Origin of the sequence: Pseudomonas sp. RA_35y_Pfl2_P32, assembly GCF_963970735.1 — a bacterium.
In the GTDB taxonomy this organism is placed as follows: Bacteria; Pseudomonadota; Gammaproteobacteria; order Pseudomonadales; family Pseudomonadaceae; genus Aquipseudomonas.
In genome coordinates, this window is record NZ_CAXAQF010000003.1 from 177,086 (window position 1) to 192,442 (window position 15,357).

Sequence of the window (15,357 nt, forward strand, 5' to 3'; positions counted from 1 at the left end):
GCCATGCGCACCGAACAACCGAAGATGATTTACCTGAAGGACTATCAGGCGCCTGAGTACCTGATCGACGAGACGCACCTGACCTTCGAGTTGTTCGAGGACCACAGCCTGGTCCATGCGCAACTGGTGATGCGCCGCAACCCCGCCCGAGGCGCCGGCCTGCCGCCGCTGGTACTCGACGGCCAGCAGCTTGAGCTGCTGTCGGTGGCCCTGGGCGACAACACGCTGACGCCGGCCGACTATCAGTTGAGCGATAGCCACCTGACGCTGCACCCCACCAGCGCCAGCTTCACCGTCGATACCAGCGTGCGCATCCACCCGGAAACCAACACCGCCCTGGAAGGCCTGTACAAGTCCAGCGGTATGTTCTGTACCCAGTGCGAGGCCGAGGGCTTTCGCAAGATCACCTATTACCTCGACCGCCCGGACGTGATGAGCAAGTTCACCACCACGGTCAGCGCCGAGCAGCACAGCTACCCGGTGCTGCTGTCCAACGGCAACCCGATTGCCTCGGGGCCGGGCGAAGACGGCCGGCACTGGGCGACCTGGGAAGACCCGTTCATGAAGCCGGCCTACCTGTTCGCCCTGGTGGCCGGTGACCTGTGGTGCGTCGAAGACACCTTTACCACCATGACCCAACGCAGCGTGGCCCTGCGCGTCTATGTCGAGCCGGAAAACATCGACAAATGCCAGCACGCCATGAACAGCCTGAAGAAGTCCATGCGCTGGGACGAAGAAGTCTACGGTCGCGAGTACGACCTGGACATCTTCATGATCGTCGCGGTCAACGACTTCAACATGGGCGCGATGGAGAACAAGGGCCTCAACATCTTCAACTCCAGCTGCGTGCTGGCCCGTGCCGAAACTGCCACCGATGCGGCCCACCAGCGGGTCGAAGCGGTGGTCGCCCATGAATACTTCCACAACTGGTCGGGCAACCGCGTGACCTGCCGCGACTGGTTCCAGTTGTCGCTCAAGGAAGGTTTCACGGTGTTCCGCGATGCCGAGTTCTCCGCCGACATGCATTCGCGCACCGTCAAGCGGATCGAGGACGTCGCCTACCTGCGCACCCACCAGTTCGCCGAAGATGCCGGCCCCATGGCCCATGCCGTGCGCCCGGACAGCTTCATCGAGATTTCCAACTTCTACACCCTGACGGTCTACGAGAAGGGTTCGGAAGTGGTGCGCATGATCCGCACCTTGCTCGGCAACGAAGGGTTCCGCAAAGGCAGCGACCTGTACTTCGAGCGCCATGACGGCCAGGCCGTGACCTGCGATGACTTCATCAAGGCCATGGAAGACGCCAACGGGGTCGACCTGACCCAGTTCAAACGCTGGTACAGCCAGGCCGGCACGCCGCGCCTGGCGGTCGGCGAGTCGTACGACGCCGCGGCCAAGACCTACAGCCTGACCGTGCGCCAGAGCTGCCCGCAGACCCCGGACAAAGTGCAGAAACTGCCGTTCGTGATTCCCCTGGAGCTGGGCCTGCTGGACCGCCAGGGTGCGGCGATTGCCCTGCGCCTGAGTGGCGAAGCGGCGGCCAGTGGCACCTCCCGTGTGCTGTCGGTAACCGAGGCCGAACAGACCTTCACCTTCCTCGACATCGCCGAACATCCGCTGCCGTCCTTGCTGCGTGGCTTCTCGGCGCCGGTGAAACTGAGCTTCCCGTACAACCGCGACCAATTGATGTTTCTGATGCAGCACGACAGCGACGGCTTCAACCGTTGGGAAGCCGGCCAGCAACTGTCGGTGCAAGTGCTGCAGGAACTGATCGGCCAGCACCAGGCGGGGCAGGCGCTGGTCCTCGACCAGCGTTTGATCGAAGCATTGCGCAGCGTGCTCGCCGACCCGAGCCTGGACCAGGCCATGGTCGCCGAAATGCTCTCGTTGCCCAGCGAAGCCTACCTGACTGAAATCAGCGAAGTGGCGGACGTCGAGGCGATTCATGCCGCCCGCGAATTTGCCCGTAAACAACTGGCTGACCAACTGTTCGAAGGCCTGTGGCTGCGTTACCAGGCCAATCGCGAGCTGTCCCGGCAGACGCCGTACATCGCCGAGGCCGAGCACTTTGCCCGGCGCAGCCTGCAGAACATCGCCTTGTCCTACCTGATGCTCAGCGCCAAGCCTGAAGTCCTGGCTGCGACCCTCGAACAGTTCGAGGCTTGCGACAACATGACCGAGCGCCTGACCGCGCTGGCGGTGCTGGTCAATTCGCCGTTCGAAGCGGAGAGGGCCAAGGCCCTGGCGAGCTTCGCCGAGCACTTCAAGGACAACCCGCTGGTCATGGACCAATGGTTCAGCGTCCAGGCCGGCAGCGGCCTGCCGGGTGGCTTGCAGCGCGTGCGGCAATTGATGGAGCATCCGGCGTTCAACCTCAAGAACCCGAACAAGGTACGGGCCTTGGTCGGGGCGTTCGCCGGGCAGAACCTGATCAACTTCCACGCCGCCGACGGTTCGGGCTACCGCTTCCTCGCCGACCTGGTGATCGAGCTCAACGGCTTCAACCCGCAGATCGCTTCGCGCCAACTGGCGCCGTTGACCCGCTGGCGCAAATACGACAGCGCCCGCCAGGCGCTGATGAAAGCCGAACTGGAACGCATCCGTGCCTCGGGCGAGCTGTCCAGCGACGTATTCGAGGTGGTCAGCAAAAGCCTGGCTTAGGTCGGAGTAGGTGCCCGCTTGCGGCGCCTGCTTGCGGCTTGCTCGCGAAAAACGTCAACGATAACGCGTGTATTCAATATAAACGCGGCGCCTTTGAGTTCTTCGCGAGCAAGCTCGCTCCTACACTGTGAACTCACCGGCATTAACCTTCGTGGCCTTTTTTCATCCTGCGCACGAATGCCGTGCCATTCATCGCCTACCCTTATTCCCCAGGTTAACAAAACATAACGTGGCGTCGATTGTCAGGCGATTCCAAAGCTGGATAGGATAGGCCAGCTTCCGAGTAGGGGCTCTAGATTGCAGGTTTCAGCTCAGCGCTGAATCCGGTCATCCGGTAGCACGCCCCGCACGGCGCCCTGAAAGGTTGAACGACCTAACAATAATAATGGGGGAAAGGTCTATGAGTGAGCCTGTCATGGGTGTGGGTATTGGCCGCCCGCCGGCACTACGCAGATTCGCGTTGCTGGCTACAGCGCTCTCGCTGTTGGGCACCGCGGTCCTGTCGGCACCGGCCCTGGCGAATGCCACGCCAGCCGTCGACACTGTTTATTCGATTGAATCGGCCAAGTCCGCCAAGGGCTTGATGCTCGATGTCGTGCATGCCGGCAAACGGCTGATCGCGGTCGGTGACCGCGGGCACATTCTCTATTCCGACGACCAGGGCAGCACCTGGACCCAGGCCAAGGTGCCTTCGCGCCAGTTGCTGACCTCGGTGTTCTTCGTCGATGACCAGCACGGCTGGGCCGTCGGTCACGATGCGCAGATCCTCGCCAGCGCCGACGGCGGTGTGACCTGGACCAAGCAGTTCGAAGACCTCAAACGCGAAGCGCCGTTGCTCGACGTCTGGTTCAAGGACGCCAGCAACGGCTTTGCCGTGGGTGCCTATGGCGCGCTGCTGGAAACCACCGACGCCGGGAAAACCTGGGACGACGTCAGTGACCGCCTCGACAACGAAGACCAGTACCACCTCAACGCCATCGCCGCGGTCAAGGATGCCGGGCTGTTCATCGTCGGAGAGCAGGGCAGCATGTTCCGCTCCGCCGACTGGGGCCAGACCTGGGAACGGGTCGAAGGCCCATACGAAGGTTCGCTGTTCGGGGTCATCGGCACTGCCCAGCCATCGACACTGCTGGCCTACGGCTTGCGCGGCAACCTGTTCCGCTCCAGCGATTTTGGCGGCACCTGGGAGCCGGTCGAGCTCCAGGCCGCGCGCGGTGCCCTGGAATTCGGCCTGTCTGGCGCCACCTTGCTCGAAGACGGCTCGATCGTGATCGTCGGCAATGGCGGCAGCGTGGTACGCAGCAATGACGACGGGCAGACCTTCAGTGTGTTCAATCGCCCGGACCGGATTTCGGTGGCGGGTGTGACGGCGGCAGGCAACGGCAATTTGATTTTGGTCGGTCAGGGCGGCGTTCGCGCCACTTCGCCAACCGGCGCAGAACTGAATAAATGAGCCGGGCAAATAATAAGAAGGCGGAGAAATGACATCCATGAGCAGCCATCACCAAGACAAGGCGACGTTTCTCGAACGCCTGATTTTCAACAACCGCCCGGCAGTCATCGTGATCTGCCTGCTGGTGAGCCTTTTCCTGTTCTGGCAGGCGACGCTGATCCGGCCTTCCACCAGCTTCGAAAAGATGATCCCGCTGCAGCATCCGTTCATTGAAAAAATGATGGAGCATCGCAACGACCTGGCGAACCTGGGCAACACCGTGCGGATTTCGGTGGAGGCCACCAACGGCGACATCTTCTCCAAGGAGTACATGGAGACCCTGCGCCAGATCAACGACGAGGTGTTCTACATCTCCGGCGTTGACCGCTCGGGCCTGAAGTCGCTGTGGAGTCCCAGCGTCCGCTGGACCGAAGTGACTGAAGAGGGCTTCGCCGGCGGCGAAGTGATCCCGCAGAGCTACAATGGCTCGGCGGACAGCCTCGAACTGCTGCGCAACAACGTGCTCAAGTCCGGGCAGGTCGGGCGCCTGGTGTCCAACGACTTCAAGTCGAGCATCGTCGACATTCCGCTGCTGGAGTCCTACCCGGACCCGCAAGACCAGGGCAAGCTGCTGGCCCTGGACTACCAGAAGTTCTCCCACGAGCTTGAAGACAAGATCCGCAACAAGTTCGAGCAACAGAACCCCAACATCAAGATCCACATCGTCGGTTTTGCCAAGAAAGTCGGCGACCTGATCGATGGCCTGATCATGGTGGTGCTGTTCTTCGGCGTGGCCTTCGTCATTACCCTGGTCCTGCTGTTGTGGTTCACCAACTGCGTGCGCAGCACCATCGCCGTGCTGATTACCACCCTGGTGGCGGTCATCTGGCAACTGGGCCTGATGCATGCGTTCGGGTTCGGCCTGGATCCGTACTCTATGCTGGTGCCGTTCCTGATCTTCGCCATCGGTATTTCCCACGGCGTGCAGAAAATCAACGGTATCGCCCTGCAGTCCAGCGAGGCCGACAACGCACTGACGGCAGCCCGGCGCACCTTCCGCCAACTGTTCCTGCCAGGCATGATCGCGATCCTCGCGGACGCGGTGGGCTTCATTACCTTGTTGATCATCGACATCGGGGTGATTCGCGAGCTGGCCATCGGCGCCTCCATCGGCGTGGCGGTGATCGTGTTCACCAACCTGATCCTGTTGCCAGTGGCCATTTCCTATGTCGGCATCAGCAAGCGTGCCATCGCCAAAAGCAAGAAAGACGCGACCCGCGAACACCCGTTCTGGCGCCTGCTGTCGAACTTCGCCAGTTCCAAAGTCGCGCCGGTGTCGATCCTGATCGCCCTGGTCGCCTTCGGTGGCGGCCTGTGGTACAGCAAGAACCTGAAAATCGGCGACCTCGACCAGGGTGCGCCGGAGCTGCGTCCGGACTCGCGCTACAACAAGGACAACAACTTCATCATCAACAACTATTCCACCAGCTCCGACGTGCTGGTGGTGATGGTCAAGACCCAGTCCGAAGGCTGCTCGCGCTACGAGGCCATGGCGCCGATCGATGAGCTGATGTGGAAGATGCAGAACACCGAGGGCGTGCAGTCGGCGATTTCCCTGGTGACCGTGTCCAAGCAGATGATCAAGGGCATGAACGAGGGCAACCTGAAATGGGAAACCCTGTCGCGCAACCCGGACGTGCTGAACAACTCCATCGCCCGTGCCGACGGCCTGTACAACAACAGCTGCTCCCTGGCCCCGGTCCTGGTGTTCCTCAACGACCACAAGGCCGAAACCCTCGACCGTGCGGTGCATGCGGTGCAGGAGTTTGCCAAGGAAAACAACAAGGACGGCCTGGAGTTCATCCTCGCCGCCGGTAACGCCGGGATCGAGGCGGCCACCAACGAGGTGATCAAGGAGTCGGAGCTGACCATCCTGATCCTGGTGTACATCTGCGTGGCCACCATGTGCATGATCACCTTCCGGTCCTGGGCGGCGACCCTGTGCATCGTCCTGCCACTGGTGCTGACCTCGGTGCTGGGTAACGCCCTGATGGCCTTCATGGGCATCGGTGTGAAGGTCGCGACCTTGCCGGTGGTGGCGCTCGGGGTGGGGATTGGCGTGGACTACGGCATCTACATCTACAGCCGCCTGGAAACCTTCCTGCGTGCCGGCCTGCCGTTGCAAGAGGCCTACTACCAGACGCTGAAATCCACCGGCAAGGCGGTGCTGTTCACCGGCCTGTGCCTGGCCATCGGCGTGTGCACCTGGATCTTCTCGGCGATCAAGTTCCAGGCCGACATGGGCCTGATGCTGACCTTCATGCTGTTGTGGAACATGTTCGGTGCCCTGTGGCTGTTGCCAGCCCTGGCGCGGTTCCTGATCAAGCCGGAAAAACTGGCCGGGCAGAAGGGCAATTCGCTGTTTGCCCACTGATCTGGACCTGAAGTGAAAAAGCCGCAGCCCCAGGGTTGCGGTTTTTTTTGCCTGTTCGCTGCGCTGCAGGGCTCATGGCCGCTATCATTGCGCCTTTCAACTTGATGATTGATCGCCATGACTGCTGCAACCGATACCTTGCTCACCGTTCTCGAAACCTGCGACATGCTGGAAATCGATGGCCTGCACGCCTTCGACTTCTCGCTGGACGAGGAGGATCAGTTGCACATCGAGTGCATGGATGGCCGCGCGGCCAAGCGTTGGGTGTTCAGCCTGGCCCAGGTGCAGGCGGCCGTGTTCGATGCCGACCTGCAGAGCTGGACCCTGCGCGGCGACACCGGCGAGCACCGCCTGGTGTGCATGAGCGCATTCAGTGGCAGCAACGATGAAGGCGAAGACCATGGTGATGCGTAACCTCTGGCCGATCCTGATGGCCGGCAGCTTCGCCGCGATGGGGGTGCAAGCCGCGCCCGCCGAGCCTCATGAGCTGTTGGTCGGCACCTACACCCAGGGCCAGAGCCAGGGTATCTACCGCCTGCGGTTCGACAGCCGCAGCGGTCAGCTCGACGCCACGCCGCTGCAAGTGTTCCAGAGCGCCAACCCTTCCTGGCTGACCTTGTCCGGCGATCAGCGGCAACTGTTCGTGGTCAACGAAAATGGCCCGGGACAAGCCGACGTCGTCGGGCGGGTCAGCAGCCTGGCCATCGAGCCCAGCACCCGGCAACTGAGCCTGATCAACCAGGTGCAAAGCCTGGGCAACGAGCCGACTCATTCGAGCCTCAGCGCCGATGGCCAGTACCTGTTCGTCAGCAACTACTCGGTGGCGGCCGACCCGGGCGGCAGCCTGGCGGTGTTGCCGGTCAGTCGCCAGGGCCAGTTGTCGCCACCGGTGCAACTGAGCAGCCATCCGGCGAGCCGGGTCAACCCTGAGCGCCAACGGTCGGCCCACGTGCATTCGACGGTGTCTTCACCGGATGGCCGATTCGTGTTCTCCAATGACCTGGGGGCCGACCAGGTGTTTGTCTACCGCTACGACCCCAAGGCCAACCCGGAGCAGCCGCTGACGGCCGCCACGCCCGCCTCGGTGCAGTTGCCGCCAGGCAGCGGGCCACGGCACCTGCTGTTCGCCGCCGATGGCAAGCATGCCTACCTGAGCATGGAGATGAGTGCGCAAGTCGCGGTGTTCGACCACCAGGACGGCACGCTGACCCAACGCCAACGGGTGGACCTGGCGGCAGGGCAGCCGGCGGCGAAAAAAGCCGCGGCGGCCTTGCATGCCTCTGCCGATGGCAAGTTCCTCTATGTCAGCAACCGCGGTACAGCCAACGAACTGCTGGTGTTTGCCATCGATCCGAGCACGGGCGAGCTTAAGGAACTGCAACGGCGTTCGGTGGAGGGTGATCATCCCCGCGAGTTCAGCCTCGACCCAAGTGGCCGGTTTGTGTTGGTGGCCAACCAGAAAAGTAACCAGATCGTCGTCATCGAGCGCGATGCGCAGAGCGGCCTGCTGGGTAAAACCGTGCAGGCGCTGGCGTTCGATGCCCCCAGCGATATCAAGTTCCTGACCCGTCCGTAAGTCTGAGGCCCCGCCTGGCGGGGCCTGCACCTTTGTATTAATCGCAGTGATATCGGCTACTGATACAAAAGATTTCAAGCCCGCCAACCCTCGGGCGTAAGTTTGCTTCACGGCCTACACAGGCAAGCAAGCCAACTGCACACGAGGGTTACCGCCATGAACTTCAATCTCTTCTCCGTCATCGCCGCTTCCGCCATCTCCGCCAGCGTGGTGCTGCCAGCCCATGCAAACATCGAGATCAACGGCAAAAGAACCGGCACCCAGACCTACACCCAGAAATACCTGCAACAGAGCGCCAACTTCTATGCGGCGCTGGATCACAAAGTCCAGCATTGATCTGTCAGACACCCTGTGTGAGCCTCCGAAGGCTGCGATCTTTTGATCTTGGTTTTGTGGGCATATCCGTTGCTGCGGTAACGGCGGCTTAGGGTTCCGCCCTGACGTTCGGCCCCTCGCCAAGGCTCGGGGTTCCTTCGCTACGGTATCCATCCGGGGGCATCGCCCTCCGGTTTGCTGCGCTGCACCTCCTGCCGATGGGGCGGGTGGATCAAGATCAAGAGCTGCAGGCGAGCTAACGCTCGGCCTGTTGAGTGGTAAGGGCTGGCGAGGCGGCCTAGCGGCCGGCCTGTTTTTACGACTGTACGGATTTCCCCTGTGGGAGCGGGCTTGCCCGCGATGAGGCCAGTACCGCCAACATCGCCGGTGCCTGACCCACCGCCATCGCGAGCAGACGAACTGTTACGGCTTGGCCATGATCGCCGTGAACAACGCCGACTCGATCATCCCCGCAAGCCACGCCTGCAACGGCCGATAGGGCAGTTGCGCGAACCCGTCGCGGTCGACGTGGGCGAATTGGCGGATGAAGGGCATCAGGGCGATGTCGGCCAGGCTAGGGTGATCGGCCACTAAGTAGCGCTGCTGTTGCAGCAAGCCATCGAGTTTACGCAGAAACACTTCGCCCTCGGCGCGGTAGTGCTCCCGGGAATGCTCCGGGTAGCGCTCGGCGTACTTGTAGCGATTGAGGCTGACCTTGAACACCTGGTCGTTTTCTTCGATCAGCGCCGCGGTCAGTGATTGAGCGGCGGGGTTGTCCTTGAGTAACCAGTCCTCGGGATCGTTCTGCGCCAACGCCCAGGCCATGATCTCCAGGCTTTCGTCGATCACCCGGCCATCGACACTCAGCACCGGCACCGTGCCTTTGCTTGAGAGCGCAAGCATCTGCGCCGGCTTGGCCTTGAGGCTGACTTCCACGAGGGTCAATGGCACCGCGCTATAGCGCAGCGCCATGCGTGCCCGTATGGCGTAGGGGCAGCGGCGGAAGGAATACAGCGTGTTCATTTCACCTCCAGGGTACTCAGCCCATTGCCTTGGCGACGCACCTGAATCTGCACTGGAATCCGCTCGTGCATTTCCTGTACATGGGAAATCACCCCCACCTTGCGTCCCTGGGCCTGCAGGCCGTCGAGCGCGTCCATCGCCAGTTGCAGCGACTCCGGGTCGAGACTGCCGAAACCTTCGTCGATGAACAGCGATTCGATTTTCAAGGTGCTCGACGCCATCGAGGCCAGGCCCAGGGCCAACGCCAGCGACACCAGGAAGGTTTCCCCGCCGGACAATGAATGCACTGAGCGCAGTTCGTCGCCCATCTCGGTGTCCATCACCAGCAGGCCGAGCATGCTGCCGCCGCGCTTGAGGCGATAGCGCCGCACCAGTTGGCGCAATTGCACGTTGGCGTGATGCACCAGCAGGTCGAGGTTGTAGGCCTGGGCGATCTTGCGGAAGGTGTCGCCGGTGGCCGAGCCGATCAAGGCATTGAGCCGGGCCCAGCGCTGCCACTCCAGGTACGCCTGGTTGATGCGTTGTGCCAGCGCCTGGTTGGCGTCCTGGCGCCGTTGATCCTCGGCCTGTTGTGCACGCAGTTCGGCACACTGTTGTTCGCTGATGGCAGCTTGCGCCTGCAGATCGCCCAGGGCCGCGGCCAGTTGTTCGCCGTCCAGGTCAGCCTTGTGCTGGGCCTGATGCTCGTGCAGGCGCTGTTCGCGCTCCTGCAACAGGACCTTGGCTTGCTCGATCGCGGTTTCGCTGCGCTGCAACTGTTGGCGCAGTTGGCTGACCTGTTCGTCGCTGTAGCCCAGCAACTGCGCAAGTCCAGCGTCGTCCAGCTCGGGGTGCAGGGCACGCCAGTCGGCGATCTTGCTTTGCAATGCGTGCCGCTCACTGTCCAGCGCCTGTTGGCGCTGTTGCTGCGCCTTGAGTTCGGCCGCCAGCTGGATGAGCTGGCTATGCACGTCCTGCAGGTGCTCGCTGGCCGTGGCGTGTGCCTGGCGCGACAGCTCGAGCGCCTGCTCCAATTGTGTTTGCCAGGCTTCGGCACTGGGGTGTTCACCCAGCAATGCGCTGAGTTGCTGTTGAACGCCGTGCAGCTGTGCGCTGAGCAGGGCGTGCTGCTGTTGCGCGGCCTCGGTCTGTTGCACCCGGGTCAGTTGGCGGTCCTGCTCCATTTCCAGGCGTTGCTGGCGTTGCTGCTGTTCGTCCAGCTCTTCACGCTGCTGCGCCAGGTGCTCGAGGCGCTGGGCCACCTGTTGGTCGAGCTGGAGGAAGGTCGCCGCGGGTTCATGGCGCAGGCCTTCCAGGATGGACGCCGGGAGCAGGGTAGCGAACGCGGCGAGCTCTTCGTCCAGGCGTTGGCGGTCGTTGCCCAGTTCGCGCTGCTGCAGGGTCAGCTGCTGCGCTGCCTGCTGGCTGGCCTGTTCGGCGGCCTGCAGTTGCTGCGTCAGGCGCGCCGCTTCCTGTTGCAGGGTGAGCAGGGCGCTCTGGCGCTGTTCGTCCTGGCTGAGGTTCTGGTTCAACTGAGTAGTTTGCTGGGTTAGCCAGGCTTCGCGGCGGCCAGGGTCCTGTGCCAACAACGGGGCTGCCAGCGGATGGGCCGCAAGGATTGGGGCCAGGCTCTGCTGCTGGGCGAACAGTTGTTCCTGCTGTTGCAGCAGTTCTTTTTGCTGGGCGATCACGCCGCCGACGTCGGCGCGCAGTTCGGTGAGGGTTTCCTTGAGCAGGTCGACAGCGCTCTGGGCACTGGCCTGTTCGCTTTCATCGTGTCGACCCAGGCTTTGCAGCAACGCCTCGGGCTGGTGATACGGGTGCTCGACACTGCCGCAGACCGGGCAGGGCTGATCGTCCTGCAACTGCCCGCGCAATTCCTCGACACTGGCACTGCGGGCCAGGCGTTGGCGCTCCAGCAGCGCTTGGGTGACCTTCAGTGTCTGCTCGGCCACCGTCAGTTCGGCCTTGGCCTGCACCCCTTCGCGGGTCAGGCGTTCACGCTCGCCCTGGGCGCTGTGCAGGCGTTGTTGCAGGGCCTGCCCGCGGTTGTCCAGCTCCTGCTGGCTGGCCCACAGCCGCGTCAGCTCTTCCACCGCCCGCAGTTGCTTGCGGTTGTCTTGCAGCAGGCTGCCCAGAATCTGGATCTGTTCGGCGACCGCTTGGGGTTCCACGTCGGCTTCGCTGTACAGCACCTGCAATTGTTGGCGCTGCTCGTCCAGGTGAGTGGCGTGGGTACTGGCCAGTTGTTGCAGCCCCTGCAGTTCCGCCTCACCTTGTTTCAGGCGATTGCCCACCAGCATCAGCTGTTGCAAGCGCTCGCGGTGCAGGTTCCAGGCGTCGCTGACCGGCGCCCATTGCAGGCTCTGCTCCAACTGGCTGGCGATGTTGACCAGGCGTTCGGCCACGCGCTGTTGTTGCTCCAGCATCTGGGTGATGGCTTGCTGGCCTTGCAGGCTCGCCTGTTCGGCAGTCTGCTTGAGCTCTGCCGATGCGCTGATGGCCTGGGTCAGTCGCGCCAGGTTGCCCTGTTCTTCGAACGCCTGGCGCAGCAGCGGGGCATTGCTGGTGTGTTGGTGTTGGGCCTGGGTCAGTGCCGCCTTGGCCGATTCCAGGCTCAGTTCCAGGTGTGCCTGACGGGTTTGTTGTTCGGCCTGTTGGGCGCTGTGCTGCTGGATCGATGCGGCCAGGGGACTCAACTGGGCATCGAGTTCGGCCTGGCGGGCAAACTGGTGGCGTTGCGGTGCCAGGTGCTCCAGGCGCTTGAGGTTCAGGCGTGCATCCGCCTGGGCATCCCAGGCGTGCTGGGCCTGTTGCAGTTGCTCGGCGCCTGCCTGTTGCTGCTCCTGGATCTGCTGCAGTTCCTTGAGCCAGGTGTGCTGCAGCTCCAACTGCTTGAGCTGGGCTTGCTGGGTCTTGAGCTGCTGCTGGGCCTGATTGAAACGCTGGTCGAGTTCGGCGCGCGCCTCGGGTTCCAGCGGGGTGACGCCGCTGGCCTGGTCCTGCAGCTGCTTGTGCAGCTCGCGGGTTTCCTTGCTCTTGTCGAAGGCGCGCTTGCCCAGGCGCGTGTAGAGCGCGGTGTCAGTGAGCTTTTCCAGCAGTTCGCTGCGATCGTTGTCGTCGGCCTTGAGGAAGGCACTGAATTCGCTCTGGGCAAGCATCACTGCCCGGGTGAACTGTTCGAAGTTCAGGCCCAGCACGGCTTCGAGCTGGGTCTTGTACTCGCCTTTCTGGCTGGCCAGCAGTTGGTCGGTGTCCAGGTCGCGCAGGCTCTGGCGGCTGGCCTGCAGCTTGCCGTTGGCTTTTTCCCGGGCGCGGTTGGCTTCCCAGCGCGCGCGGTAGCGCCGGCCATCAATGCCGAGGAAATCGACCTCGGCGTAGCCCTCGCCGGTGCCTCGGCGCAGCAGGGTGCGTGGATCGCCGGTGGCGATTTCGCCGTCAGCGTCCGGCACCTTGGCGTCACGCCCGGTGTTGCTCAGGCGCGGTACCGCGCCAAACAGGGCCAGGCACAGGGCATCGAGCAAGGTGCTTTTGCCGGCCCCGGTGGGCCCGGTGATTGCAAACAGGCCGGCGCTGGCCAGCGGTTCGGCGCTGAAGTCGATCTCGAACGGACCGGCCAGCGAGGCCAGGTTCTTCAGGCGGATGGCGAGGATCTTCATGGCTGTTCGCTCTCCTGCTGGACGTCTTGCAGCAGTTGCGCAAAATCGCTGAGGGTCTGTTCGTCGACGGCGCTGCCGTAGTTATCCAGCCAGGCGCGGCTGAACAGCTCCTGGGGAGTGAGTTGGTCCAGTTCGATCAAGGCATCGCCCTCATCGCTGCCACCCCGGGCACCACTGCCGGCGTATTCGGCGGCGATCCGCACCAGGCGCACGGCTTTGCCTTGCAAAGCGGTCTCCACCTGTTGGCGCAGGTCCGGTTGCGGTTCGTCGAGGCGTACCCGTACCTCCAGCCAGGGCTGGCGCTGGACGTCGGCCAGCAGGTCGATGTCGGGCAGTGCTGCCAGTTGGCCGAGGATTTCGGCCAGCGGTGCGGGGCCCATGCGTTGCAGGTTGACCGCCCGCGGGATCAGGCGCGGCTCGACGCTGACCAGAGTCGAGCCGTCGAGGCGCACGTCGAGGATCTGATGTTTATAGCCAATCTCGGAGAACGACAAGGGGATGGGCGAGCCGCAGTAGCGAATGCGCTCCTCGCCGTTGACCTTCTGCGGTTTGTGCAGGTGGCCGAGGGCGACGTAGCTGATGCTGGGGCCAAACAGGCTGGCGGGCAGGGCTTCGGCATTGCCGATGATCAGGCTGCGCTCGGAGTCCTCGGACACCGAGCCGCCGGCCATGTGTGCATGGCTGATGGCGATCAGCGCCTGGCCCGGCTGGCGCTTGGCGTTGGCAGCTTCGATCAGCCACTCATGCACCTGGCCGATGCCGCGCAGGTAGTCGTCGCCCAGGTGGGCGCCGGTGACTTCGGCCGGCCGCAGGAATGGCAGCGCCAGGCACCAGCCGGCGATCTCGCCCGAGGCGTCGGGCAGGGGGATCAGCAAACGTTCGGCGTCCAGTTGCCCGTCATCGAGCCACAGCACCCGGCCGAGGGCGTGAGTGCGCAGGCGGCGCATCAGCGGCGCGGGCAGTTCGATCCGCGAACCGGAATCGTGGTTGCCGGCGATCATCACGATACTCAGCGCAGGCTGTTGTTCGTGGGCACTGACGATGAAGTCGTACAGGCGCTCCTGGGCTTTGACCGGCGGGTTGACCGTGTCGAAGATATCGCCGGCGATCAGCAGCACGTCGGGCTTTTCCTGCCCCAGTTGACGCAGCAGCCAGTCGAGGAAACAACCGTGTTCGTAGTCGCGTTCCTGGCCGTGCAGGTTTTGCCCAAGGTGCCAGTCGGAGGTGTGAAACAGACGCAAGGTAAACTCCGCGGAAAAGAAGGTAGTGGTCGCAGGAAAAAGGGTGGCGACGAAAGGGAAAAGAGTTTACTGGCAAAAAACCAAGCGTGCCTTCTTCAATCGCCCTCTGTGTTTGCCTCGAGGTCTGCACCGATCCGCAGGAGCACGGCTGCCCGCGATGATGACGGTGTGAACCGTGCTGCTGGTTCAGGCGGAGTAGGTCATGTGCGCTGTTTGCCCTTGCTATGACTCCGATGCACTTCGGCAAATATCTCGGTGATCGGCCGGCGCGGCTGGCGTTTGTGCAACTCGCGCACCTGTCGGCTCAAGTGCAACAGCTCTTCACTGGGTTTGGTCCATTGCTCCTTCGGCAGCGGCTCCGACCATTGGCGCATCACCTCGGGCAAGGCGTGTTGACCGATGGTTTTGATGCGGCGGATTTCCCATTCGGTGAGGTGGTTGGGCAGGGTCCAGAGGGTCATGACGTGGTACAGGTACCAGAAGAACCCGGATACCCGACTGCGTTCGCCGTCGCGGATTTGCTGGTGCATGCGCGCCCGCGCGTTGTGGAAGGTGTGCAGGCCTTCGTGGGGTGGGTCGTCGGGGCCTTGCAGGTCTTGCAGGTCCTGGATCGCGTTGAGGTCGTTGACTTCGTACTCCATGTAGCCACGGATCGCTTCCCAGTGGCTGATGGCCAAGGGCAGGCCGGCGCAGGGGAATTCGACGCTGGTCAGGGTTTCGCCGTGCTGGAAACCGATGCCCATGCCGTATTGGCGACGGATCCCGTACTGGGTGGCGCCCTGGGCTTCGATGACCCAGGCGGACAGGGATTCCCAGGGGACGAAGACCGGTTCGCTGGCGTCCTCGGGCATGAAGCAGACTTCGCGACGCTGACGGTTGAAGCGGGTGGGGATGATTTCGGCGCGTTTGTTGTGGTTGTGGCGCCAGACGCAGAGGCCGATGAGTAGGGTGAGAAAAGTAGTTAACAGTCCGAGTTCGGAAGCAGCAAAAAAAACATCCACTGCGAACTCCCATGAATAAAGCCACTCGTACCCTAG

At 62.9% G+C, this 15,357-nt stretch carries 10 protein-coding genes; 6 read left to right on the forward strand and 4 right to left on the reverse strand.

All coding sequences use genetic code 11. The annotated features are described in order from the left end of the window. Positions 1-3 precede the first annotated feature (3 nt). From pepN to AACY45_RS04435, 6 genes are all read left to right on the forward strand, one after another. On the forward strand, positions 4-2,661 hold the full coding sequence (gene pepN / locus AACY45_RS04410; RefSeq protein WP_339544325.1) for an aminopeptidase N: 2,658 nt from the start codon (positions 4-6) through the stop codon (positions 2,659-2,661). A gap of 400 nt (positions 2,662-3,061) precedes the next feature. After that, positions 3,062-4,114, forward strand: a complete 1,053-nt coding sequence (locus AACY45_RS04415) for a YCF48-related protein (RefSeq protein ID WP_339544326.1) — start codon at positions 3,062-3,064, stop codon at positions 4,112-4,114. 37 nt (positions 4,115-4,151) lie between these two features. Beyond that, positions 4,152-6,527, forward strand: coding sequence for an efflux RND transporter permease subunit (locus tag AACY45_RS04420; RefSeq protein WP_445261158.1), 2,376 nt, complete (start codon positions 4,152-4,154; stop codon positions 6,525-6,527). A gap of 117 nt (positions 6,528-6,644) precedes the next feature. Next, a complete protein-coding gene (locus tag AACY45_RS04425) occupies positions 6,645-6,941 on the forward strand; it encodes a DUF5629 family protein (protein ID WP_339544328.1) in 297 nt (98 codons plus the stop codon). After that, positions 6,934-8,103, forward strand: coding sequence for a lactonase family protein (locus AACY45_RS04430; RefSeq protein ID WP_339544429.1), 1,170 nt, complete (start codon positions 6,934-6,936; stop codon positions 8,101-8,103). The genes AACY45_RS04425 and AACY45_RS04430 overlap by 8 nt, the downstream gene beginning before the upstream one ends. A 156-nt stretch (positions 8,104-8,259) precedes the next feature. Then, entirely contained in the window at positions 8,260-8,439 is a 180-nt protein-coding gene (locus tag AACY45_RS04435) for a hypothetical protein (RefSeq protein ID WP_339544329.1), read from the forward strand. Between the two features lie 402 nt (positions 8,440-8,841). Here AACY45_RS04435 and AACY45_RS04440 read toward each other — a convergent pair whose 3' ends face one another. The 4 genes from AACY45_RS04440 to AACY45_RS04455 form a co-directional block, all read right to left on the reverse strand. Beyond that, the gene (locus tag AACY45_RS04440) at positions 8,842-9,441 is read right to left on the reverse strand and encodes a glutathione S-transferase (protein WP_339544330.1); all 600 of its coding nucleotides are present in this window, start codon (positions 9,439-9,441) and stop codon (positions 8,842-8,844) included. Next, positions 9,438-13,079 carry an AAA family ATPase gene (locus AACY45_RS04445; RefSeq protein ID WP_339544331.1) on the reverse strand — a complete coding sequence of 1,214 codons (3,642 nt, stop codon included), beginning with the start codon at positions 13,077-13,079 and terminating at the stop codon, positions 9,438-9,440. The genes AACY45_RS04440 and AACY45_RS04445 overlap by 4 nt, the downstream gene beginning before the upstream one ends. Beyond that, the gene (locus AACY45_RS04450; RefSeq protein ID WP_339544332.1) at positions 13,076-14,320 is read right to left on the reverse strand and encodes an exonuclease SbcCD subunit D C-terminal domain-containing protein; all 1,245 of its coding nucleotides are present in this window, start codon (positions 14,318-14,320) and stop codon (positions 13,076-13,078) included. The genes AACY45_RS04445 and AACY45_RS04450 overlap by 4 nt, the downstream gene beginning before the upstream one ends. Before the next feature lie 200 nt (positions 14,321-14,520). Further along, positions 14,521-15,321 carry a hypothetical protein gene (locus tag AACY45_RS04455; protein WP_339544333.1) on the reverse strand — a complete coding sequence of 267 codons (801 nt, stop codon included), beginning with the start codon at positions 15,319-15,321 and terminating at the stop codon, positions 14,521-14,523. Positions 15,322-15,357 lie beyond the last annotated feature (36 nt).